At 40.5% G+C, this 19,773-nt stretch carries 22 protein-coding genes; 10 read left to right on the top strand and 12 right to left on the bottom strand.

From position 1 onward, the window contains the following. The first annotated feature begins 42 nt into the window (after positions 1–42). A complete protein-coding gene (gene yppF, locus J2Z37_RS08055) occupies positions 43–246 on the top strand; it encodes a YppF family protein (protein ID WP_209809737.1) in 204 nt (67 codons plus the stop codon). 35 nt (positions 247–281) lie between these two features. On the opposite strand, the gene J2Z37_RS08050 is transcribed toward yppF, so the two are convergent. Together J2Z37_RS08050 and J2Z37_RS08045 are read right to left on the bottom strand one after the other, a co-directional pair. Beyond that, positions 282–1,097, bottom strand: coding sequence for a M15 family metallopeptidase (locus J2Z37_RS08050; protein WP_209809736.1), 816 nt, complete (start codon positions 1,095–1,097; stop codon positions 282–284). A 152-nt stretch (positions 1,098–1,249) separates the two neighbouring features. Continuing rightward, positions 1,250–1,732: a hypothetical protein gene (locus J2Z37_RS08045; protein WP_209809735.1), complete on the bottom strand. Its 483-nt coding sequence runs from the start codon at positions 1,730–1,732 to the stop codon at positions 1,250–1,252. A 233-nt stretch (positions 1,733–1,965) separates the two neighbouring features. Between J2Z37_RS08045 and J2Z37_RS08040 the strand changes: the two genes are divergently transcribed. After that, the gene (locus J2Z37_RS08040; protein WP_209809734.1) at positions 1,966–2,307 is read left to right on the top strand and encodes a hypothetical protein; all 342 of its coding nucleotides are present in this window, start codon (positions 1,966–1,968) and stop codon (positions 2,305–2,307) included. 583 nt (positions 2,308–2,890) lie between these two features. Here J2Z37_RS08040 and J2Z37_RS08035 read toward each other — a convergent pair. Then, positions 2,891–3,193 (bottom strand): HesB/IscA family protein, encoded by a 303-nt coding sequence (locus J2Z37_RS08035; protein ID WP_209809733.1) that lies wholly within the window; start codon positions 3,191–3,193, stop codon positions 2,891–2,893. Between the two features lie 140 nt (positions 3,194–3,333). Then, on the bottom strand, positions 3,334–4,089 hold the full coding sequence (locus tag J2Z37_RS08030; protein ID WP_209809732.1) for a YwaF family protein: 756 nt from the start codon (positions 4,087–4,089) through the stop codon (positions 3,334–3,336). Positions 4,090–4,234: 145 nt separating this feature from the next. Here J2Z37_RS08030 and J2Z37_RS08025 point away from each other — a divergent pair, with 145 nt between their 5' ends. The 5 genes from J2Z37_RS08025 to ybaK all read left to right on the top strand — a co-directional run bounded on the left by J2Z37_RS08025 (position 4,235) and on the right by ybaK (position 6,850). After that, positions 4,235–4,612 carry a two pore domain potassium channel family protein gene (locus J2Z37_RS08025; RefSeq protein WP_209809731.1) on the top strand — a complete coding sequence of 126 codons (378 nt, stop codon included), beginning with the start codon at positions 4,235–4,237 and terminating at the stop codon, positions 4,610–4,612. 105 nt (positions 4,613–4,717) lie between these two features. After that, positions 4,718–4,942 (top strand): hypothetical protein, encoded by a 225-nt coding sequence (locus tag J2Z37_RS08020; RefSeq protein ID WP_209809730.1) that lies wholly within the window; start codon positions 4,718–4,720, stop codon positions 4,940–4,942. 49 nt (positions 4,943–4,991) lie between these two features. Beyond that, positions 4,992–5,885 carry an oxygen-dependent tRNA uridine(34) hydroxylase TrhO gene (gene trhO / locus J2Z37_RS08015; protein ID WP_209809729.1) on the top strand — a complete coding sequence of 298 codons (894 nt, stop codon included), beginning with the start codon at positions 4,992–4,994 and terminating at the stop codon, positions 5,883–5,885. A gap of 146 nt (positions 5,886–6,031) precedes the next feature. Beyond that, positions 6,032–6,346: a DUF3846 domain-containing protein gene (locus J2Z37_RS08010; protein ID WP_209809728.1), complete on the top strand. Its 315-nt coding sequence runs from the start codon at positions 6,032–6,034 to the stop codon at positions 6,344–6,346. Between the two features lie 30 nt (positions 6,347–6,376). Next, the gene (ybaK, locus tag J2Z37_RS08005) at positions 6,377–6,850 is read left to right on the top strand and encodes a Cys-tRNA(Pro) deacylase (protein WP_209809727.1); all 474 of its coding nucleotides are present in this window, start codon (positions 6,377–6,379) and stop codon (positions 6,848–6,850) included. A gap of 2 nt (positions 6,851–6,852) precedes the next feature. Here ybaK and J2Z37_RS08000 read toward each other — a convergent pair whose 3' ends face one another. From J2Z37_RS08000 to J2Z37_RS07970, 7 genes are all read right to left on the bottom strand, one after another. Continuing rightward, positions 6,853–8,289, bottom strand: a complete 1,437-nt coding sequence (locus J2Z37_RS08000) for a nicotinate phosphoribosyltransferase (protein ID WP_209809726.1) — start codon at positions 8,287–8,289, stop codon at positions 6,853–6,855. A gap of 14 nt (positions 8,290–8,303) precedes the next feature. Next, positions 8,304–9,227: an MBL fold metallo-hydrolase gene (locus J2Z37_RS07995; protein WP_209809725.1), complete on the bottom strand. Its 924-nt coding sequence runs from the start codon at positions 9,225–9,227 to the stop codon at positions 8,304–8,306. A 178-nt stretch (positions 9,228–9,405) separates the two neighbouring features. Then, on the bottom strand, positions 9,406–10,155 hold the full coding sequence (locus J2Z37_RS07990) for a glucose 1-dehydrogenase (RefSeq protein ID WP_209809724.1): 750 nt from the start codon (positions 10,153–10,155) through the stop codon (positions 9,406–9,408). Between the two features lie 60 nt (positions 10,156–10,215). Next, a complete protein-coding gene (locus tag J2Z37_RS07985) occupies positions 10,216–10,950 on the bottom strand; it encodes a stalk domain-containing protein (RefSeq protein WP_209809723.1) in 735 nt (244 codons plus the stop codon). A gap of 176 nt (positions 10,951–11,126) precedes the next feature. Further along, complete coding sequence (locus tag J2Z37_RS07980) at positions 11,127–13,040, bottom strand: vWA domain-containing protein (RefSeq protein WP_209809722.1); 1,914 nt, start codon at positions 13,038–13,040, stop codon at positions 11,127–11,129. 19 nt (positions 13,041–13,059) lie between these two features. Next, positions 13,060–13,935, bottom strand: coding sequence for an ATP-binding protein (locus tag J2Z37_RS07975; RefSeq protein WP_209809832.1), 876 nt, complete (start codon positions 13,933–13,935; stop codon positions 13,060–13,062). A gap of 161 nt (positions 13,936–14,096) precedes the next feature. Further along, positions 14,097–14,870 (bottom strand): Cof-type HAD-IIB family hydrolase, encoded by a 774-nt coding sequence (locus tag J2Z37_RS07970; protein WP_209809721.1) that lies wholly within the window; start codon positions 14,868–14,870, stop codon positions 14,097–14,099. Positions 14,871–15,008: 138 nt separating this feature from the next. On the opposite strand from J2Z37_RS07970, the gene J2Z37_RS07965 reads away from it, so the two are divergent. After that, on the top strand, positions 15,009–15,680 hold the full coding sequence (locus tag J2Z37_RS07965; RefSeq protein WP_209809720.1) for a LytTR family DNA-binding domain-containing protein: 672 nt from the start codon (positions 15,009–15,011) through the stop codon (positions 15,678–15,680). 160 nt (positions 15,681–15,840) lie between these two features. Further along, positions 15,841–17,337 carry a succinyl-CoA:acetate CoA-transferase ScpC gene (gene scpC / locus J2Z37_RS07960; RefSeq protein WP_209809719.1) on the top strand — a complete coding sequence of 499 codons (1,497 nt, stop codon included), beginning with the start codon at positions 15,841–15,843 and terminating at the stop codon, positions 17,335–17,337. 42 nt (positions 17,338–17,379) lie between these two features. Here scpC and argJ read toward each other — a convergent pair whose 3' ends face one another. Continuing rightward, positions 17,380–18,594: a bifunctional ornithine acetyltransferase/N-acetylglutamate synthase gene (gene argJ / locus J2Z37_RS07955; protein WP_209809718.1), complete on the bottom strand. Its 1,215-nt coding sequence runs from the start codon at positions 18,592–18,594 to the stop codon at positions 17,380–17,382. 243 nt (positions 18,595–18,837) lie between these two features. On the opposite strand from argJ, the gene trhO (J2Z37_RS07950) reads away from it, so the two are divergent. After that, positions 18,838–19,740: an oxygen-dependent tRNA uridine(34) hydroxylase TrhO gene (trhO, locus tag J2Z37_RS07950; RefSeq protein ID WP_209809717.1), complete on the top strand. Its 903-nt coding sequence runs from the start codon at positions 18,838–18,840 to the stop codon at positions 19,738–19,740. Positions 19,741–19,773 lie beyond the last annotated feature (33 nt).

Here is a 19,773-nt window from a genome sequence, read left to right as displayed (position 1 = left end):
ATTTTATTAAGCGCTTTCACTATTTTAGGGGGGATTTTTAAAATGACTTTGGAAGATTTGGTTGAAAAATTTGTCCTTGCCAAAAACGATAAACCCTCAGATGTGAACGAATTACTGGATTTCTTACAAAAAGACTACGTCAATGGTAATCTTCCTATTCAACTTTATCGCAAACTGTTTCGGGAGCTAGATTCACAAGGAGCTGTAAAACCCTTTTATAGCCAGGAAGAAATCTTATATGGGTAAGACCCATTTATCCTCAAAACAGACCAAATGGTAGTTTACCACTTGGTCTGTTTTTTGTTTACATATTCCTCTAGTGTGATGCCAAGGTGTTGTATCTGGACCGCAACCTTTGGACCAACATAACGAATATGCCATGGTTCATAAGCATATCCCGTAATTTTCTCCATCCCTTTGGGATAGCGAATAATAAAACCAAAATCTGCAGCATGTGCGGCAAGCCATTTCCCTTCCTTGGTTTCCCCGAAGGGCTCCTCAAGGGTATAATTAACTACTGCACTGGAAACATCTATGGCTAGTCCCGTCTGATGTTCACTGTGCCCGGGAACAGCGCTATATTGATTCGCTTCTTCTTCTCCCTGTGTCTTTAAATTATAATGATAAATGGAGTTTTGGGTTTGATAAGATCGGTATCCCGAGACACCCGCAAATTCTATTTGATCCTCTTGCGCCTTGGCAAACAGCCTTTCTAATGCCTCTGCAGCTTCTTTACGGAGAAGTCTTTTTTCACTATCCCCGGAGAATGAAAAAGGAATTTGCGGTTCAACCAAGTCCTGCGGAACATAATTATCTGGAAGTTTCCACTTCTTATTAACCAAGACCATATCATAGTTTAAGTTTGCTACATCAATGACCCCACCCTTTGGATTATCCTGTGTTTGACTTTTTGGTGGTGTGACCTTTTGATGTGGGGGGGTCGGATTGGGAGCTGGCGGCTCCTCTACCCTTCCATTCTCTTTATAATGATCGGCATATTCGGGTGATTGGTGGCTTAGAACTTCCGATAACGGTAAGATTTGCGGCGTGAATCCTAAAACCAACGTAGCTCCAATTATTTTCCAAGCTATATTCATTGCGACGAACCTCCATCACTCTTTAATTCGTTGCAAATTCGACAAATCCTGCAGTGATTTTTATTTTGTCTGTAGCACATTTATCCATCTGACCTAAAAATTACAAATAGACCGCAAGGGAGAGATGAAGCGGTCTATCTATATCCTTCTTGCTATTTTTTCAATAAGGATTGGATTGCTGGGCTGTTAAAGATCCCCATCAACTCACTAAAGCCCGGGGAAGAAGATCCTATTGCCTTCTTGGCTTTTTGACCACCTTTCCCCCCTTTTGGAATTAACATCGATTGAATTAACGGGTTTTGTAAAAGCCCTGTAATTTGTCCCAGATCCATTCCTTTTCCATCGGTTAACATGTTTTTTCCTAGCATCGATTTAACTAGCGGATTTTCAAGCAAATCGGTTATTTGGTTGATTTTTTGCTCTTGTGGCTGCTTTTTCTTTTTAGTAAATAAAGATATTTTCTTCTTTTTTGTGTTCTTCTTAATTTCATCCAAGTCCATCCTCACTTGATCTAAGTATTCCATTTGTTTTTTGGCTTGATTCATATAGGCTTCGATATCCCTCAGACTGGACTCAATACGCGCTAATCTTTCGTGTGTGGACTGAACATTACGCATCGTCCTTTTCGTCGACAATCCCCGCACCTCCTAGGCTAGCATACGATCGTTTTTCGCCTGCATTATAGGGTATGAAGCACCGGTTGGTTTCGTATAGACAGAAGACTATAAAGGATGTGAGTAAACAGCCTAATTATTATTCTTTCCAGATGATCCGTGATTGTTACCCAAAACCCCTTGGAGCAGGATTTCATACTCTATTATAGGAAATCGAGGTATCTTACCCATGTAAAAACAGGAGTGTGATCTCATTGGCTAAATCTCTTAAAGGCAAGTCACGGCAACATCGGGATTATAAAAAATGGTTAAAGGCAAATGAGGAATGGTTTAAATCGAACCCTTCCGCATTTAGAAGAATGGTGAATGACCCGGACATTCTTCTCTCGCTAAACCAACATATGACGGGAAAAAAGGGGAAATTAATGAAGCGAATTGAAAGAATAGAACAACGGAAATCTGACGTTCCAACACCCGAAAAAAAGAAAAGGACATTCCGCCTTCCTAGAATCTCCTTGTCCACAGCAAGCCAAAACCTGGGTAGGGTCTCTGAACTGATTAATAATATCAACTATATCGGGAGTCTATTTAAATAACGTTGATGAAGTAAAGAAAAAGGGCACCAATGACGGTACCCTTTTTCTTTCACGTTAACTCAATACAAATCCTACTAATCCACCGGCAACAATGCCTAGGACCACAGTAAAAGACATCAATACCCATTCAGAAAAAGTAATCTTCCCCATTTATCTCCCTCTCCTCTCTTTTTTTATTTAAAGAGAAGGAAAGAGTTTGCATAAACCGATCCCGTTTGTTTCACCAAATTTGAAAATAACAAACCCCTCGGGGCATAGATTTGGTAAATTTCCGTTTCAGCCTTTCTATTAATTAGAATAATTTGCACGAGACGAACTCTATATCGAATGAAACCTGTTTTTATACGTGAGCGCCATCTCCTGAAACCCGTTATAATCTGTGAACCTATTTGCTTTGATTCATAACCTCCCCATCCTTTGTGCAAAGGGAGCGCTTCCTGAAAGGTTGGTGTTTCGGGATGCATCGACAAGATGCAAGTAAGAATGATAAAAAGTATATGAATGAATGAAAGAATTCGAATCTGCTTCATTCCTCTATTATACACCAAAAAAGTGTTTTAAACAGCGGTAAATATACCGCTGTTTAGTGGTCCCCGTGGTTCCCTTTGCTAGGATTTGTCACGACAAACCCTTCATTTGGTATATAAAGATAATCAATTTTTATTCCATCCAATAACTCTTGATCTTTCTGTAATAAAACATCTATTTCTTTATCTGTATGTACAATTTCATCGTTTTCTTTCGCTGTATCAAGGTCCAATCCGTAATGGGCATGATCGCCATGTGCATGGGTTACCATAACCCGCAGCATTTTACCTTGTGCATCGTCTTCAGCAAGAATTTGTTTAATTTTTTTGGCTGCATTTCGTGTTATTTTACAATTCATTGTAATCCTCCTTATATCTACAAATGCCTTTAGGAAAGTTTAGTTAACATTTTAACTTAACTTTCTAAAGCGGTCAAAAAACAAGATGTAAAAGCGAAAACAAAAATATTTTGATTCTAATTCGCACAAATTTTACAGGTTTATCCACCAAAGGTTCGAGAAGGCTTTATGCGTTTTTTTTGATATAACATCCTTATCCCAAAAGGCAAATATAAGAGAAAGAACATAATCAATGCTACCCCTTCGAGTGACAAGATATACCATGGCCAAGGACCAAGATAATCCATCAAAGAAGGATTCGCTGGCTTATGGGAAATAAATAGATAGTTTCCGCCTGTCCATTGATTAATAAATCCAATAAAAACAGCATAAAGGTTTAGCCAGATCATTGTATTTCTTATCGATCTTAATTGCGGTTTATAGGACTCGACAAAGACCATAAAAAAGACAGCGACCACAATTCCACCATGTGCAATAAAAAATTGCACAGCTACAAAATGAGGATATCCATAAATCCCAATATCAGGGGTAAAGATTGCTTGTAGTGCTCCAGCAAGTCCTGCCAAATAAACAAATTCAAACGTAAGATAATTTTTCCTAAGAAGCATCACGATAGAAAGAAAGAGGGTAAGACTGCATAAATGCAATGGTAAGGAATTGGATAATGTCCAATGGTCAACCGCAACGTACCAAACAGTCAAAGCTGACTCTGAAACTAGCAGTAATCCACTTAGCCCCCAGCGAAAATACACATTCCATTTTTTAAGTCTCAGATTTTCGCGGAATAGAAAAATTGTCATAACAAAGAGGAAAATCCCCAAGATGGACAAGCAATGGGCTATAGAGAAGAAGTAAAATGCTCCACCGGAATAATCAAAACGAAAATATTGTTCCATCCTACCTCCATAACAGAAGAGAATTTAGCTAAACACTTCTATTCTATTATACAGAGCCGAAGGAGAAATTCCCATATTTAAACATTTTCTAAAATTAGAATTGATGACTCTTCTCCCTCATAGATTGAAATAAGGGGGGACGGACATGATTTCCAAAAAAATAATAATCTCAAATTTAATTGCCTTGTTTCTATTATATTTTAACATCGTTCTTACCTTCTCTTGGATCTTTATGTTTCTTGATTATTACGGATGGGGGCCCATTATCGACCACTATTCCACTCATTTTCATCAGGATCAATGGTTAGACCGTTTTTCCCGTTCTTTCTATTTCAGTGCAATTACGATGTTATCCGTAGGATATGGGGACGTGACTCCTTTTGGTATTTCCAAAGCTGTTGCCATTCTAGAAGCAATGATTGGTTACATCCTCCCTGTTGTGTTAATGATTAAATATATCCTGTTCCCTGCTCCGGCTTTCAAGAAAATGCAAACAAATAAAAGATCTTCCGAACCTTATTAGATTCACTTCCTGATAAAGACATATAGGAAAAACATTGCATTCTTTCCTCAATTCCACGAGCAAAAATTGGAAATTGGTTATAATAATCTTGAGGTGAACCTGTGTATGCGCTACGTCGGTGAAATTAGACTATCCAAGAGCGATCATTTACTTTATTATTTCGAAGATGGACCTTATAAAGATGTTTTAGGCTTTTTACGAGAACTAACCAATAATGAACCGAAGTATATTCGTTCTGTACGGGCCTGGAGTGTACCGCTGCCTAAGTTGTCAAAAAAGGCATTAAGTGAAAAACTTGAAGAAAAAGGGTGGTTGTGCGATATTTCTTAATAGGGTGGTCAGACCCCCTTAAAAATCAAGCAGGGAGAAGCTTTTCTATATGGATAGACAAAAATTGTATCGAATACTACTCTATTATAAATTTGTTCCAATTGAAGATCCGGAGACTTTTGCAAAGGAACATCTGAAATTATGCCAACAATTAGATTTAAAGGGGCGCATTCTTGTTTCCCACGAAGGGATCAACGGCACTGTTTCCGGAACAGTGGAACAGACTCAAGCCTATATGGATGTCATGCACCAGAATCCTCTATTTAAAGACCTATGGTTTAAGATTGATGAGTCAGAAGGACATGCCTTCAAGAAGATGCATGTGCGTCCGCGGGAAGAACTGGTTACTTTTCGTGTTGATGAGGATCTTGATCCAAACCGCAAAACAGGAAAATATTTAACCCCAAAGGAATTTTTTGAGACTATGCAACAGGAAGATGCCATCATTATTGATGGTCGAAATGACTATGAATATGATATTGGTCATTTTCGTGGAGCTATTCGCCCAGAAGTTCAGTCTTTTCGTGAATTTCCGGATTGGATCCGGGAAAATTTAAGCGAACATAAGGACAAGAAAATATTGACTTATTGTACCGGAGGAATTCGCTGTGAAAAATTGACCGCATGGATGCTGGAGGAAGGATTCCAAGATGTCGCCCAGCTCCATGGAGGCATCGTCACCTATGGTCAAGATGAGGAAGTCAAAGGAAGATTATGGGATGGAAAATGTTATGTATTTGATGAACGAATTGCTGTGCCCATTAATCGAACAAGTGAAGATATTGTCATAGGGAAATGCTACCACTGCGGAAACCCAGCGGACCATTATATAAATTGTCTAAACGAGACTTGCGATCGTCGGCACATCGTCTGCCCAGAATGCATGGAGTTACATAGAGGTTATTGTTCTGCTTTATGCAAGGAAGAGCATACGAGTAAATAGTTTTGGGGTCAGACCCCAGTCAAAATTTATCGGATTAACCTGAAGAGGGATGGTAACTTCTTTTTGAATTCGACAAATTTAGACTGGGGTCTGGCCTTGTTTTAAGGTATGATGAAGGAAAGTAAAGGAAAGAGGTGAATGTCATCATGTTTACAATTATTCACAAAATTCCAGACCAAGTCCCAAAAATCCTGCAAATTGAGAACTTGGAGGCGATCGAAGCCTTAATTGAAGATGAATTTGAGGCTGCGTATGATGATCACCTGGAAGGAATTGTTTTTTTTATTAGTGAGGCTGCGAGAGGGATTAAAGCAAACAATTTTACGATGAAGACAGAGGGTTTTTATGATTGGGTTTATGGTCCATGTGTCATTGCCAAATTACAGGAAGACAGTATCGGTTCATTAAATAAGGATGAAATCCAATTGGTGATGGACTACTTTACTTCAAGAAAAGGATAGATTAGAAACCGCTTTGCAAAGGAGTTTTTTATGGCACAGAAGACAAACGTCGCACGAATTCTCGATCAAAAGAGAATCCCCTACGAATTAAAGGAATACTCTGTGGACGTAGCAGATTTATCTGCCCCAACCGTTGCTGACAAGATTGGTATGCCAATTGCGCAAGTTTATAAGACACTAGTTGTCAGAGGGGACAAAACGGGTGTTTTATTAGTCTGTATTCCCGGAAATTTGGAGTTGGATTTGAAATCCCTAGCCGCTTTGAGTGAAAACAAAAAGGTGGAGGTTGTTCCCTTAAAGGAGGTACAAGCCCTTACAGGCTATATTCGTGGGGGTGTCTCACCTATTGGAACAAAGAAAAACTATCCGGTTTTTATTGATGAAAATGTTAAGCAATGGGAGAAGATTTCCATCAGTGCCGGTGTTCGTGGTTGCCAAATCTTGTTGCATCCGGATGATTTATTGCAGATCACACAGGCACGGTGCGGTTCCTTCTCCCGTTGATTTTAAAACTTTTTATGCTGGCTGATTAATTCCATTCGAACATTCCACACTTGTTCACTTAAATTCACATAATAACGCTGTGGATTTAGCTTCCGGAGGTGACTCTCCCAAAATAAGGAAAGCTGTTGCTGGTGGTAGTCCCGGATCGTAGGAAGGCCAAGCAAATCATATACTTGCTTCCCTTCTAGAAAAATAGGTTTTAAAAGCTCTATTGCCGTGAAGTTGCTGACAACTTTTTGCTTAAAGGTATGGATCGGGTCGAATAACTTTAACTGTTTTTGGGATTCTACATCTTCACCAACAAAAGAAACATAATCCCCTTCGGCCTTTCCACTTTCCTTATTCACGATTCGGTATACAGTCTTGAAACCAGGGGTCGTAATCTTTTCCGGATTAGAAGAGATTTTGATGGTAGGCACATATTCGTTATGTTCCTTCTTTGCCACAAGCTTATAGACACCACCTAACGCCGGCTGATCTGCAGCTGTAATTAATTGTGTGCCTATCCCCCACCCGTCAATTTTAGCCCCTTGTGCCTTTAGATCAGAAATTAAGTGCTCATCCAAATCGTTTGAGGCAATAATCTGTACATAGGACAACCCCGCTTGATCCAACATTTTTCTGGCTTCGATCGAAAGATAGGCAAGATCCCCACTGTCCAAACGAATTCCTTTCAGACGATGACCCCGTTGTTCCATTTCTTTTGCTACCTGTATTGCGTGAGGGACACCGCTTTTTAGCGTATCATAGGTATCAACCAGCAGCACGGAATGATTTGGGAATACATCAGTGAAGGAACGAAAAGCCTCAAGCTCTGATGCGCTATCCTGGACCCAAGCATGTGCATGTGTGCCAATTGTGGGAATCCCAAACCATTTCCCCGCCAGCATATTGGATGTCCCATTGAACCCAGCTATATAGGCAGCTCTAGAACCCCATATGGCTGCATCGGCTTCCTGTGCTCTTCGCGAACCAAACTCAAACAGAACATCATCCGGGGCGACCCGCTTAATCCGGGCTGCTTTTGTTGCAATGAGTGTCTGGTAATTCATAAAGTTTAGGATGGCCGTCTCAATCAGATGCGCCTGAAAAATCGGTGCCTCTACACGCAAGATGGGTTCATTAGGAAAAACCAATGTTCCTTCCGGCACCGCGTGAAGGTTTCCGGTAAATTTGAAATTCTTTAACTCCTCTAAAAATAATTCATCAAAACCTTCTGGCTGTTCCCGTAGATAAGCAATATCCTCATCGGTAAACTGCAAATGATTTAAATAATCTACGATCCTCTGCAGACCCGCAAAAACGGCAAACCCATTTCCAAAAGGAAGCTCCCTGAAGTAGGCATCAAAAACACGAACACGATCTTTCGTTCCCTGTTTCCAATGGGCATACATCATTGTTAACTGGTATTTATCGGTATGCAAAATTTGATTGATCATATCAATGGCTCCTTTTAAATTTTTAGGGTTTCGCCGAACATTAAAATTTGCAGCCGCTCTTTTTCTAGATTTCGGCGTTTCCATTCATTTTGTAATCTATAAAGAGCTTCTAGAGGTGTATCATCCGCCAACCGAAAGGTACTATAATGCATTGGGATAAACTTCTTTGCCCGTAGATCTAAAAATGCTTGAACAGCTTCTTCCGGTGATACATGCTGTGGACCCATGAACCATTCTGGGTCATATGCACCGATCGGCATCAATACATAATCAATCTCAAAGCTATTCCCTATTTCTTGAAATCCAGAAAAGTAGCCACTGTCTCCTACGAAGTGAATTTTCTGATCTTCCCTTAATGAGGAAATTATCCAACCTCCCCAATGGGAGCGATTGGTATCCCATGGCGTTCTTTTCGACCAATGCTGTGCGGGTACAAATGAAAACAACACATCTTTTAGCTTTTTTTCACCCCACCAGTGAAATTCCTCTACCTTACTGAACCCCCTTGTTAAAAACTTATTTCCTAGTCCTACAGGAACTAAAAACAAGGGGTTTCCTTTTAATCGGCGAATCGAATAAAAATGTAGATGATCATAATGGCTGTGGGAGATTAGTACTACATCAATTCTCGGCAACTGGGAAATGGTTAATCCCGGCGGCGCTAAACGCGGATGAAGCCCCATCCGGTTCGCCCAAACTGGGTCTGTTACAATATTCAGTCCCCCCATTTGGATTAAAAAGGTGGCATGCCCGATCCATGTAACAGAAGTCTGTGTACTATTTGTTTTGAGGAATTCTAAATCAACATTGGTTTCCTTCGGGATAACAAAGGAGTAATCCTTACCTCGGGTGCGTCGAGCCTTTTGCCAACGGACAAAGTGATCCCATGACTTCATATTCTGCACGTCATCTAAATTGGTATACCGTTTTCGACGCATGACTGCTGTTACCTCCATCTCGGAATAAACCAATTTATAACATATTTTACTACAACAATGAGCGAAAGCTAACCCAAATATGAGTTAGCTGTCCATTATCCATTTAAATATATATAGTGTAGGCAGATGATCCACTTTTTATGGGCTTTCAAACAATAAGAAAAAGATTTTCAAACAATCACGGTTCGTAGATCATTTTTTTCGTCATTCCGCCATCCACGGTCAAATTTTCACCCGTAATAAAATCGTTTTCTTCCGCGGTCAGAAAAAAACAGGCCTTTGCAATATCCCGAGGATACCCTACCCGACCAACAGGATGCTGCTCATGGTCAACATTCCGTAGACTCTCATAATCCCTTGTCTCAATCCAGCCTGGGCTGATGGAATTGACGCGAATCCTGTCCTCCCCAAGGGAAATAGCCAATGCATGGGTTAGGGCAATAATTCCCCCTTTCGAAGCTGCATACGCTTCGGTATTCGGCTCAGACATGAAGGCGCGGGTAGAGGCAATGTTGACAATCGCACCACCTTCTTTTTGCTGCTTCATGATTTTGGCAACCTCCCGCGCACATAAAAAGGAACCACGAAGGTTAATCTGAATCACATCATCCCACTCCTCGACAGTTAAGTCATAGGGTGATTTTCTTCGTGAAACCCCGGCATTATTAATTAATATGTCTATCCGGCCAAAAGCCTCGTTCGCCCTTTTCATCATACTAATAATGTCATTCGGGTTCCTAACATCTGTTACCTGCCCAATGGTTTGTGGACTATATTTCTTTATTTCTGCAACGGTTTCCTCTAATTGGAATTCCTGGATATCAGCAAGGACAACATTGGCCCCCACTTTGGCATATTCAGCTGCAATAGTCTTACCAATCCCCGAAGCAGCGCCTGTTACTATCACTGTTTTCCCAGTAAACTTCATTTTTTCACTCTCCAGACAAGTTTATTAGTCATTATATTATAGCTTGCCTTGGAAAAAAATTCAGTCAAGTGGAATAAACAGTTCATATTCCCGTCCCCCATCTTTTAAACTTTCTTCAAAAAGAATTAAAGTTAGGGATGTATTTTCGTCCTGTTTCTTTACATTAAACTTAAAGGAAAATGCTCCCCACTCCGGAGCACCCTTCTCTGTTGAAGCATGGCCTTTGACAAGCTCGTTATGTCCATCTTCAACGACATAACCAAATACCGCTTCAAAGATCTGAGCTTCACCCGATACTGTGTAGGTGTCTGCATTCTTTTCCACTTTAACCAATCGGAAACGTTCATTTTCAAACACCTCGGCTTCATTTCTAATTACAGTTTCCAGGTCCACATGTATTTGGTCTCTCGAGACAGTTACACGTTTTTCACTCACATTCCAGCTAACAGTTGCACCTATTCCCTCGCTTACGAATCTCAATGGAATGTAAGTGCGTTGATCTTGAATAAAGGCATTAGCATCTAATGTGAACGGATTTTCATTAACCCAGGCAGTTCTCGACCCAATGGGTATTTGGATCGTTAAATCTTTCGATTTCACGATAGCTTGTCTTGTTTCCGCCTGCCAAATCACTTCCGCGCCCAATGATTCACTCACAAACCTCAGTGGCACAAATGTTCGGTTGCTGTTTATATCTAAGTAAGCTGTATGGGGTTCAGGGGATTCAAGTGCACTGGTCTGGCTCGAAAAAACAATAGAAAAAAGGGATAAGAGTAGCACCCATTTCATTCTCATAAGAAAGCCCCCTCCTAATTCCACAGAATTAATTTTCACTATTATTTAATCTATTCTCGTTTGGAAGGAATTATGTTTATGGATAGGGGGCATGTCCTTTAGAGGGAGTCTCAAGGACATTTCACCTCGAAAGAGTAGGGGAATTGTCCTTGAGACTGGGTTAAGGTTAATAAATATCACAAGCTCTTCAAAAGAAGTTTCTTTAGCAAAGGGGTAAACTGTTCTGGCAGCTCGGTTATCGATGGAATTAGAACATGTTCTTTATCATAAATATTTTGCATGGTCTTTTGGTCTTCCTCAGCGATTGTCCCATTGGATAGGAACATCCCAACCACTTCAATTCCCTTTTTTCGCGCTTCAACCACTGCCTCCTTGGTATCGATTATGCCGTTTTGATCATAGTTTGCTGCGGCTGGTTCTCCGTCTGAAAAGATAAGTAGGAATCGATTTTTTTCATTTCGCCTCATTAATTCTTGCGTAGCCATCCGAATACTAAAACCATCCCGATTATCTTCCTGTGGCTGCAACTGAAGGATCTCTGCCCCACTTTTACTATAGACTGAATGGGAAAAGTCTTTGATACGATGAAAATAATTTGGCTGGTATCCATCCTTTACTGCATTTGCATCTTCCCAAAAACCAATAATCGAATGGGGAATGACTAATCTTTTGAGAACCTCATGAAATAAAATGATTCCCTTTTTAGTTTCTTCCATTTTATCTACCATCGAGGCCGAACAGTCGACTAACAAAGTAAAGACAGCATCAATTTCTTTGGAACGGTTATTTTTCTTATAAAAAATTCGCGGAAAAGGTTCTAAAACGAGCGGAATCAGTCTTTTTGACAATCTTCCAGCGTGCAAATCAACCCTTGGCATAATTTTTTTATGTTCTAATGTTTTTTCAATCGTTCGAGATAGCTTACGGATATGGCTTTCCACATCTACAACGTAAGATTGATACAACATCAAATCATCAGTACCTGGAGGTTCTGCCTGCTTATTCAACAAAACTGCATCCCGGTTTTCTTCACCGTAAAAACCACGTCCAGCTTTCGCATTCTCCGTTTTATTTTCCAGTTCTTCAGTTTTACCGTAATCCTTATTTTTACTGGACCTTGATTTCCCCTGAACCGAACCTAAAGCCTGATCACCGTCTTCCGTTTCTCTTGAAGTATCCCCTAATAATTTTGTTTTCGTGCCACTTTCCAGTTCAAAGCGTAAAAATGCTTTTTGTTCCTCGCTTTTGGAAACACCATGCCAGGTTGGCATTTTTTTCTCTTTAGCCTCTTCATTTTCATGTACAGAAGAGTCCTTATCCTCATTTTTCAGTTTGCTTTTTCTTCTCAGGTCGTCAAGAGTTAATCCATTCTCGAAAGAAGAAGTATAAAACACGGGTAAAATAAAATATTCATTCAAACTATCCTCTTGATGAACATTCTCTAAAAGCGCGATGATCTGCACCACTATCTGTACTACATCTTTTGTCTGCTGCGCTTCGAAGGCTGTATACAAAACAGGCTTTAATTTTTCCAACGACTGTAATTGTTTTTCATTGGCGTCAGTAAAAAATGGATCCGGCGTATTAGTCAATAAAGTTAAAAAGCATAAACAGAACAATTCATCTAGTTCATACCCGCGGTCTGCATTGACTTTTAATTGGCTGGTAAAATATTTCTGATATTCTCTCTGGCGAATTTGAAAAATCCGAGCTGTACCTGGTCGTTCTCTCTTACATAACTCCTCTAACCTCAGATCTTCAAGTAAAGTAAAGAGCTGTGAGGCAAACTTCTTGAGAGGGATATCCTCAAGTCTTTGCATATAGTCCATCAGAACTGCTTCCTCTGTATATTGTAATGTTCCGATTGCGCGAAGAAAAACATCTGTCTTATACCCTGCTTCGCGAATTTCGGGAGAGAAATTATCCCAGAAATGACTAGCCGTTATTACCTTTCGCCTGAGATCAAAAGAATGGCCGTAGTGAAATTCAAATTTCAAATTAGATATTCTCGTTAAGACACAGGCCAGATCTTGAAGCTGTAAAAATAAACTAGTATCCACCTTTTGATTGTTAAAAACAATGAATTTCATCATTGGATCCTGGCCTTTCCTAAAAAAGCGTTTCTGCTAAATTTCTGATGAAATCACGCTCTTTTTCTTCGTCCATCTTGTCAATGATGGCTCGTTTAATTGCCCTTAAAGGTGGCAGGGCTGTGCTAAGATCACAGGCATCAAGAAGTGCACGAATCGAGGCAGCTTCTTCCGAGAGTCTTCCTTGGTTCGCAGCAAGAACCAAATCTCCCGACAGCTTAACAAATCGCTCGATCAATACGGAATCTTTTAGACTTGTGGAATCTTGAATTAAGTGATTTAACTGCTCCCCCTGCAAATACGGAACATCAATGACAATAAAGCGGTTTTTCAAGGCTTCATTCAACGGTACGGTTCCAATATATCCTTCATTAATCGCTGCAATCACACCAAACCCGTCTGCAGCCATCACGACCTCCCCTGTGAAAGGATTCGTAATCATTTTCCGATAATCCAAGACACCATTAATTAAAGGGAGCGTCTCCGGTTTAGCCATATTAATTTCGTCAATATACAGGAAATGGCCGTTCTTCATCGCCTTTATAACGGGTCCTGGAGCAAACTCAATGACCTGCTTGTTATCCTTGTAATCCAGATACCTGGCACCAACCAAACTCTCGGCGTCCAAATCAACCGAGCAGTTAATCATATGAAGTGGGCGTTTAAACAAAAAGGACAGAGTTTCAGCAAATTTTGTTTTTCCTGCCCCAGTCGGCCCTTTTAACAAAATATTTTTTCCCATGGCAAGAGCTGTGATTGCATCGGTCAACAAATCAGGATCTGGTGGAATATAGCCTCCCTTACCAATTAAATACTCGTTACCCGAATGAGAAGATCCTTGGCTCTTTTTCAGTAATTCTCTTGTTTGCTCAGATATTAACGTATCGATATTCATCATAGTAAACCTCACGACCACCCTTCTAATCCACATTATAAGGTATTTTATCATTCCCCTCTCTGCTCACACAAAAAAAAATAGACCCCCTTCCGAAATGGAAGAGAAGTCTTAGGCGTAAACAAAGATTGCATTGTGGTGGGTTCCTTGGTTACACTACATCATTCGAATATGGTGTTATCTTTGTGAGGGGCATCATTCTTATTGTTCAATAAAAATTCAACCGCTTTTGCAACACCGTGCCTTCGAAAATCTGCGGTAACCCAATTGGCAATCTGTTTCAGCTCTAGACAGGCGTTTCCCATGGCAATACCAAGACCAGCCCAGCGTATCATGGATACGTCGTTTAATCCATCGCCGATCCCAACTACCTCGCTAGGTCGAATCTGTAGATGTTTACATACAGCTTGCAATCCACTTGCCTTGCTTACACCTAATGGATTAACCTCCAGATTGCTAGGATCTGAACTAGTAACCTCCAACCCATATTCAGTCAATTGACTCCTAATTATCTCCAGAATTTTCATATCCATACTTTGAAACCCAAACTTTAACCATTGATAATCCTGAGCATTGTCTGGAAATGTTCCCGGTCGAAAAAGATGATCAACGACAGAACTCCAAAAACGCGTTTCATATCGAACAGCCAACTGATGCATAAATTCAACATCTTCAGTATTCAAAGTATGCCGTTCTAAAATATCTCCGTCAGTCGTCCAAACTTCACTTCCATTAGCGGCCACATAAGGCACTTGAATATTTAACTCAGTAAGAAACTTACGAAAATGCTGAACAGGGCGCCCCGTTGCAATCGTAATTTCTATTCCAGCCTGTTTCGCTCGATTTAGCCACTCTTTGTTCTCATTCGAAATCGTACCTTCTTCACTGAGGACGGTCCCATCTAAATCAAGTGCAATCAAGCGCCAATGCTCCATACCCTCACCTCTTTAACCGCCATTTCCAATAATATATTCGAAATATAGTAAAGTTACCCTGCCGTTATCCTTAACTAGGCGAACCTCTTGGTTTTTATTATAATATAGATGACTACAAATTAGAGGGTGAAATTCGGAATGGAAAACGCAGCCTTTCCATCATTGCTTCAAGAATTATATAAATCTTTCCCCATTGATGCGTCTATTGCCATCGCAGATTCTTCTCAGTTCATCTATTACGAACCAAGTCAAAGTATTGATCTCAAAATTAAACCCGGTGACTTTCTGAAAGAAGGCACAGCAACCCTTAAGGCCGTCCAAGCTAGACAAAAAGTAACGCAAATTGTTGATCGTGATCTGTATGGTATCCCCTATTATGGGTTAAGCATTCCCATTATCAGTAATGAGGCCATACTGTATTGCTTTACAGCTATTTTTCCACTGCCGTTTTCTGTAACCAAACCTAGTCTTCAGTCACATTCATTTTTAATTGGTAAAGTGGATGACAGATGGATCCCCATCCCGCACGAAAAAATTGTTTATATTCATTCAAAGGACGGAAAGACATGGCTTCATACAAAAGACGGGCAGTATCTGAATAAGTTTAATTTGACAGAGTTGGAGGGGGTTCTTCCCAACAATCAATTTATCCGCTGTCACCGTGCATATATGGTAAATATAGGAAAAATCGAAGAAATCCAACCCCATTTTCATTCTACATTCTTACTCGTGATGAAAAGTTTTGAGAAAATTCAAGTACCGGTTAGTCAAAAATATGCCAGCCATTTCCGCGAATACATGGGGTTTTGAAAACAAGGATCGTCACCCGGATCCTTGTTTTTTTGTACCTTAACATTCATCCTGCTTTTTTCTACTTTATCGTTAAATTATCTACTTCACCAAAAACCCAATGCCGTCTTATCCGCTCCATGCTATGGTAGAAAGAAACACAGTAAAATTGGAGGAACTCATGATTAACAGTCGTATTCGAAAACAAGAATTTACCTCCCGGATCGTTTCGGCTGAAGAAGCCTCAACTTGGATTAAAAATGGCATGACACTTGGATTGAGCGGATTCACCAGAGCAGGTGATGCCAAGGCTGTTCCCATGGCATTGGTAGAACGTGTTAAACAAAGCCATGATGCTTTTAAAGTAAATGTTTATACAGGAGCATCACTAGGTAGCGATATCGATACCATGATGGCGGAAGCCGGAATTATTCATAAACGTCTTCCGTTTCAAGCTGATAAAGTGATGCGGAATAAAATTAACACAGGCGAACTTCTTTTTGTTGACCAGCATTTGTCCCACACTGCTGAATTAGTGCGCGCAGATGTATTGCCATCCATTGATATAGCAATTGTGGAAGCGGTTGCAATCAATGAAGAAGGATGGATTATTCCTGCTACCTCTGTTGGAAATTCAAATATTTTTATTGAAAAAGCAAAAGAAGTCATTGTTGAATTAAACCTCGCACAACCTTTAAGCCTGGAAGGAATTCACGATATCTATCAGATAGGGCCGCAAGGTGAACGGAAACCTATACCACTTACCTCTCCTGAACAGCGGATAGGGACCTCGGGAATTCAAGTAGCCCCCGATAAAATCAAGGGGATTGTGGTTACCAACTTGCCCGATTCGCCATCAACGATTGTTCCTCCTGATGGGGACACCATTCGTATTGCTGAAAATCTTTTAGAATTTCTAGAACAACAAGTTGCAGACGGGAAACTGCCAGCAAATTTGGCCCCATTGCAATCAGGGATTGGATCTGTGGCAAATGCTGTTTTCCACGGTTTCCTAACCTCAGATTTTCATTCTTTGGATGTTTATTCTGAGGTTCTGCAAGACGCCGTGTTTGATTTACTTGATGCAGGAAAAATCCGCTTTGCTTCTGGTTGTTCGATCACCCTATCTCCAAAGAAAATGGAACAAGTGTTGCAGAACTTTGATAAGTACAAGGAAAAAATTCTTTTGCGCCCGCAAGAAATCACTAATCACCCAGAAATTATCCGCAGGTTAGGGCTAATTGCTATTAACACAGCATTAGAAGTGGATATATATGGGAACGTCAATTCTACTCATGTGTCAGGAACCCGCATGATGAATGGCATCGGAGGATCGGGTGACTTTGCCCGTAACTCCAGACTAGCGATTTTTGTTACCAAATCCATTGCAAAAAACGGGGCTATCTCTAGCATTGTTCCTTTTGTAACACATGTCGATCATACCGAACATGATGTCGACATTATCGTCACGGAACAAGGACTGGCCGATCTCCGTGGGCTTGCCCCAAGAGAACGGGCAATTCTTATGATTGAGAAATGCGCACATCCTGATTACAGACCGCAGCTTTATGACTATTTTAAAGAGGCTCTTGCCAAAGGTGGCCAGACTCCACATTTATTACAGAAAGCTTTTAGCTGGCATATTAATTATGAGGAAAAAGGTACTATGCTGTTGTAAAATAAAGGGTGACCCGAAACGAATCGGGTCACCCTTTTCTCTTTAGGTACGATAATGTGCATTAATTTTCACATAATCATAAGTTAAGTCACAACCCCAAGCGATCGCTTGATACTCCCCTTCATTCAGGTGAATACCTATCTTCACCGTATCCCCCTGTAGATAGGCATATGCTTCTTCCTCTGAAAATGGGATAGGAAAACTCGCTTCAACGACTTGGATCGAACCAAGGAATACGTCTAGTTTGTCAGCTTGAATAGGTGCACTGCTGTAACCCACAGCACATAATATTCTTCCCCAGTTCGCATCGGCACCAAAAACTGCAGTTTTAACTAGGCTTGAACCAATCACCGATTTGGCCACCTGGCGTGCAGCTTCTACGGATGGAGCACCAGTGACCTCAACCTCAATCAATTTTGTTGCTCCCTCTCCATCGCGGGCAATTTTCTTTGCTAACTCCTGCATGACATACAGAAGGGCTTGATAAAATTCCTTTTCTTCTGGATGCTGCTCGTTTAATTCATTGTTTTCAGCCATCCCATTTGCCATTAGGACCACCATGTCGTTAGTACTTGTATCACCATCCACAGTAATCATGTTAAAGGTTGTATCCGTGGCTTTTCTAAGCAGTTTCTGCAGATAGCTTTGTTCTATCTTTACGTCCGTCGTAATAAATCCAAGCATCGTTGCCATATTGGGTTCAATCATTCCCGACCCTTTTGCTGTTCCTGCAATGGTTACCTTTTTCCCATCAATGGGCAATTCAACACACACTGTCTTTTCAATTAGGTCAGTCGTCATAATCGATTGTGAAAAAAGAGGTGCACTTTCATTGTTAAGTGCTTTAGGCAACTGGAGAATTCCTTCTTCAATGCAGTCCATTGGAAGAAATTGACCAATTACTCCTGTAGAAGCGACAGCAACATAATCTTTTGGCACACCGAAAGATTGCGACACAAGATGCTGCATCATCTTGGCATCATCAACCCCTTTACTCCCAGTACACGCATTAGCATTACCACTGTTAACGACAACAGCTTGCAATTTTCCTTCCTTTTCCAGGCTTTCGCGCGTCACATGACACGGGGGTGCCTGAAAAAGATTCGTTGTATATACTGCCGCTGAAGCAGCAGGAACTTCACTTAGAATTAAACCGAGATCTAATTTCTCCACCTTTTTTATGCCAGAGTATATCCCTGTGGCCTGATAACCCTGCGGTTTGGCTATATGCCCTTCTATGACCTGATATGCGCACATTGTCTATTCCTCCCCACGATTTAGCACGTGTTACATATATAGTAGCAGATAAATGCTAATCTAAAGCTATTATAATGAATAAATATACTATACGGTTAATCTTAATACAAATATTATTTTTTCACTCTTTACGTCAGTTAATAGGACACTATGCATTTTCACATGAAATTTGGTATGATGTATAAATCTTAGGTATGGCAACAATATAAAATACAAATAAAAAAGGATAGGTGGAGCTTTTATATGGACGTTCAAAAACCATATAGAATATTACTTTATTACAAATTTGTGCCAATTGAAAATCCTGAAGAATTTACTCAGGAACACTTGGACTTCTGCAAAGATTTAGGTTTAAAAGGCCGAATTTTAATTTCTAAAGAAGGTATCAACGGGACGGTTTCCGGAACAATAGAGCAAACAAATACCTATATGGAAACGATGCATAGGGATCCCCGGTTTAGTGACCTATGGTTTAAAATAGATGAGGCAGATGGACATACCTTCAAAAAAATGCATGTTAGACATCGTCCGGAGCTTGTCACGTTCCGCGTTGATAAAGATCTAGATCCGAATCGAAAAACTGGAAATTACTTAGAACCTAAGGAATTTTATGCGGCATTACAAGATGAAGATGTTATCGTCCTTGACGGGAGAAACGATTATGAGTATGATATTGGCCATTTCCGTCGGGCTATTCGCCCCGAGGTCGAATCCTTTAAAGAATTTCCGGAATGGATCCGTGAGAATCTAGGTGATTATAAAGATAAAAAGATTATTACCTACTGTACAGGTGGTATCCGTTGTGAAAAATTAACGGCCTTTATGCTTGAAGAGGGGTTTAAAGATGTAGCCCAATTACATGGAGGAATCGTCACCTACGGAAATGACCCAGAAGTCAAAGGTCGACTTTGGGATGGGAAGTGTTATGTATTTGATGAGCGGATTGCGGTCCCCATTAACCATACGGAAGAAGATGTCGTGATTGGCAAATGCTACCACTGCGGAAAACCAGAAGATCGCTACATCAACTGTAAATACGATCTTTGCCACCGCCAGCATGTGGTCTGCCCTGAATGTGAAGAAAAATACCATGGCTACTGCTCACCAGATTGTGAACAAAAAGACTTGGAATTGGTTAAGGATTAAGAACATGGTAACCCCCTCACAAGAGGGGGCATC

This window comes from Ammoniphilus resinae, assembly GCF_017873965.1.
Lineage (GTDB): Bacteria > Bacillota > Bacilli > Aneurinibacillales > RAOX-1 > Ammoniphilus_A > Ammoniphilus_A resinae.
Note: the sequence above shows the minus strand (reverse complement) of the source record. Positions and strands in the feature narration are given on the sequence as shown.

Excerpts from the sequence above, each read along its gene's own strand:
- yppF (WP_209809737.1), top strand. The coding sequence starts at position 43 with ATGACTTTGGAAGATTTGGTTGAAAAATTTGTCCTTGCCAAAAACGAT.
- J2Z37_RS08050 (WP_209809736.1), bottom strand. The coding sequence starts at position 1,097 with ATGAATATAGCTTGGAAAATAATTGGAGCTACGTTGGTTTTAGGATTC.
- J2Z37_RS08035 (WP_209809733.1), bottom strand. The coding sequence starts at position 3,193 with ATGAATTGTAAAATAACACGAAATGCAGCCAAAAAAATTAAACAAATT.
- J2Z37_RS08030 (WP_209809732.1), bottom strand. The coding sequence starts at position 4,089 with ATGGAACAATATTTTCGTTTTGATTATTCCGGTGGAGCATTTTACTTC.
- J2Z37_RS08025 (WP_209809731.1), top strand. The coding sequence starts at position 4,235 with ATGATTTCCAAAAAAATAATAATCTCAAATTTAATTGCCTTGTTTCTA.
- J2Z37_RS08020 (WP_209809730.1), top strand. The coding sequence starts at position 4,718 with ATGCGCTACGTCGGTGAAATTAGACTATCCAAGAGCGATCATTTACTT.
- trhO (WP_209809729.1), top strand. The coding sequence starts at position 4,992 with ATGGATAGACAAAAATTGTATCGAATACTACTCTATTATAAATTTGTT.
- J2Z37_RS08010 (WP_209809728.1), top strand. The coding sequence starts at position 6,032 with ATGTTTACAATTATTCACAAAATTCCAGACCAAGTCCCAAAAATCCTG.
- ybaK (WP_209809727.1), top strand. The coding sequence starts at position 6,377 with ATGGCACAGAAGACAAACGTCGCACGAATTCTCGATCAAAAGAGAATC.
- J2Z37_RS08000 (WP_209809726.1), bottom strand. The coding sequence starts at position 8,289 with ATGATCAATCAAATTTTGCATACCGATAAATACCAGTTAACAATGATG.
- J2Z37_RS07995 (WP_209809725.1), bottom strand. The coding sequence starts at position 9,227 with ATGCGTCGAAAACGGTATACCAATTTAGATGACGTGCAGAATATGAAG.
- J2Z37_RS07990 (WP_209809724.1), bottom strand. The coding sequence starts at position 10,155 with ATGAAGTTTACTGGGAAAACAGTGATAGTAACAGGCGCTGCTTCGGGG.
- J2Z37_RS07985 (WP_209809723.1), bottom strand. The coding sequence starts at position 10,950 with ATGAGAATGAAATGGGTGCTACTCTTATCCCTTTTTTCTATTGTTTTT.
- J2Z37_RS07980 (WP_209809722.1), bottom strand. The coding sequence starts at position 13,040 with ATGAAATTCATTGTTTTTAACAATCAAAAGGTGGATACTAGTTTATTT.
- J2Z37_RS07975 (WP_209809832.1), bottom strand. The coding sequence starts at position 13,935 with ATGAATATCGATACGTTAATATCTGAGCAAACAAGAGAATTACTGAAA.
- J2Z37_RS07970 (WP_209809721.1), bottom strand. The coding sequence starts at position 14,870 with ATGGAGCATTGGCGCTTGATTGCACTTGATTTAGATGGGACCGTCCTC.
- J2Z37_RS07965 (WP_209809720.1), top strand. The coding sequence starts at position 15,009 with ATGGAAAACGCAGCCTTTCCATCATTGCTTCAAGAATTATATAAATCT.
- scpC (WP_209809719.1), top strand. The coding sequence starts at position 15,841 with ATGATTAACAGTCGTATTCGAAAACAAGAATTTACCTCCCGGATCGTT.
- argJ (WP_209809718.1), bottom strand. The coding sequence starts at position 18,594 with ATGTGCGCATATCAGGTCATAGAAGGGCATATAGCCAAACCGCAGGGT.
- trhO (WP_209809717.1), top strand. The coding sequence starts at position 18,838 with ATGGACGTTCAAAAACCATATAGAATATTACTTTATTACAAATTTGTG.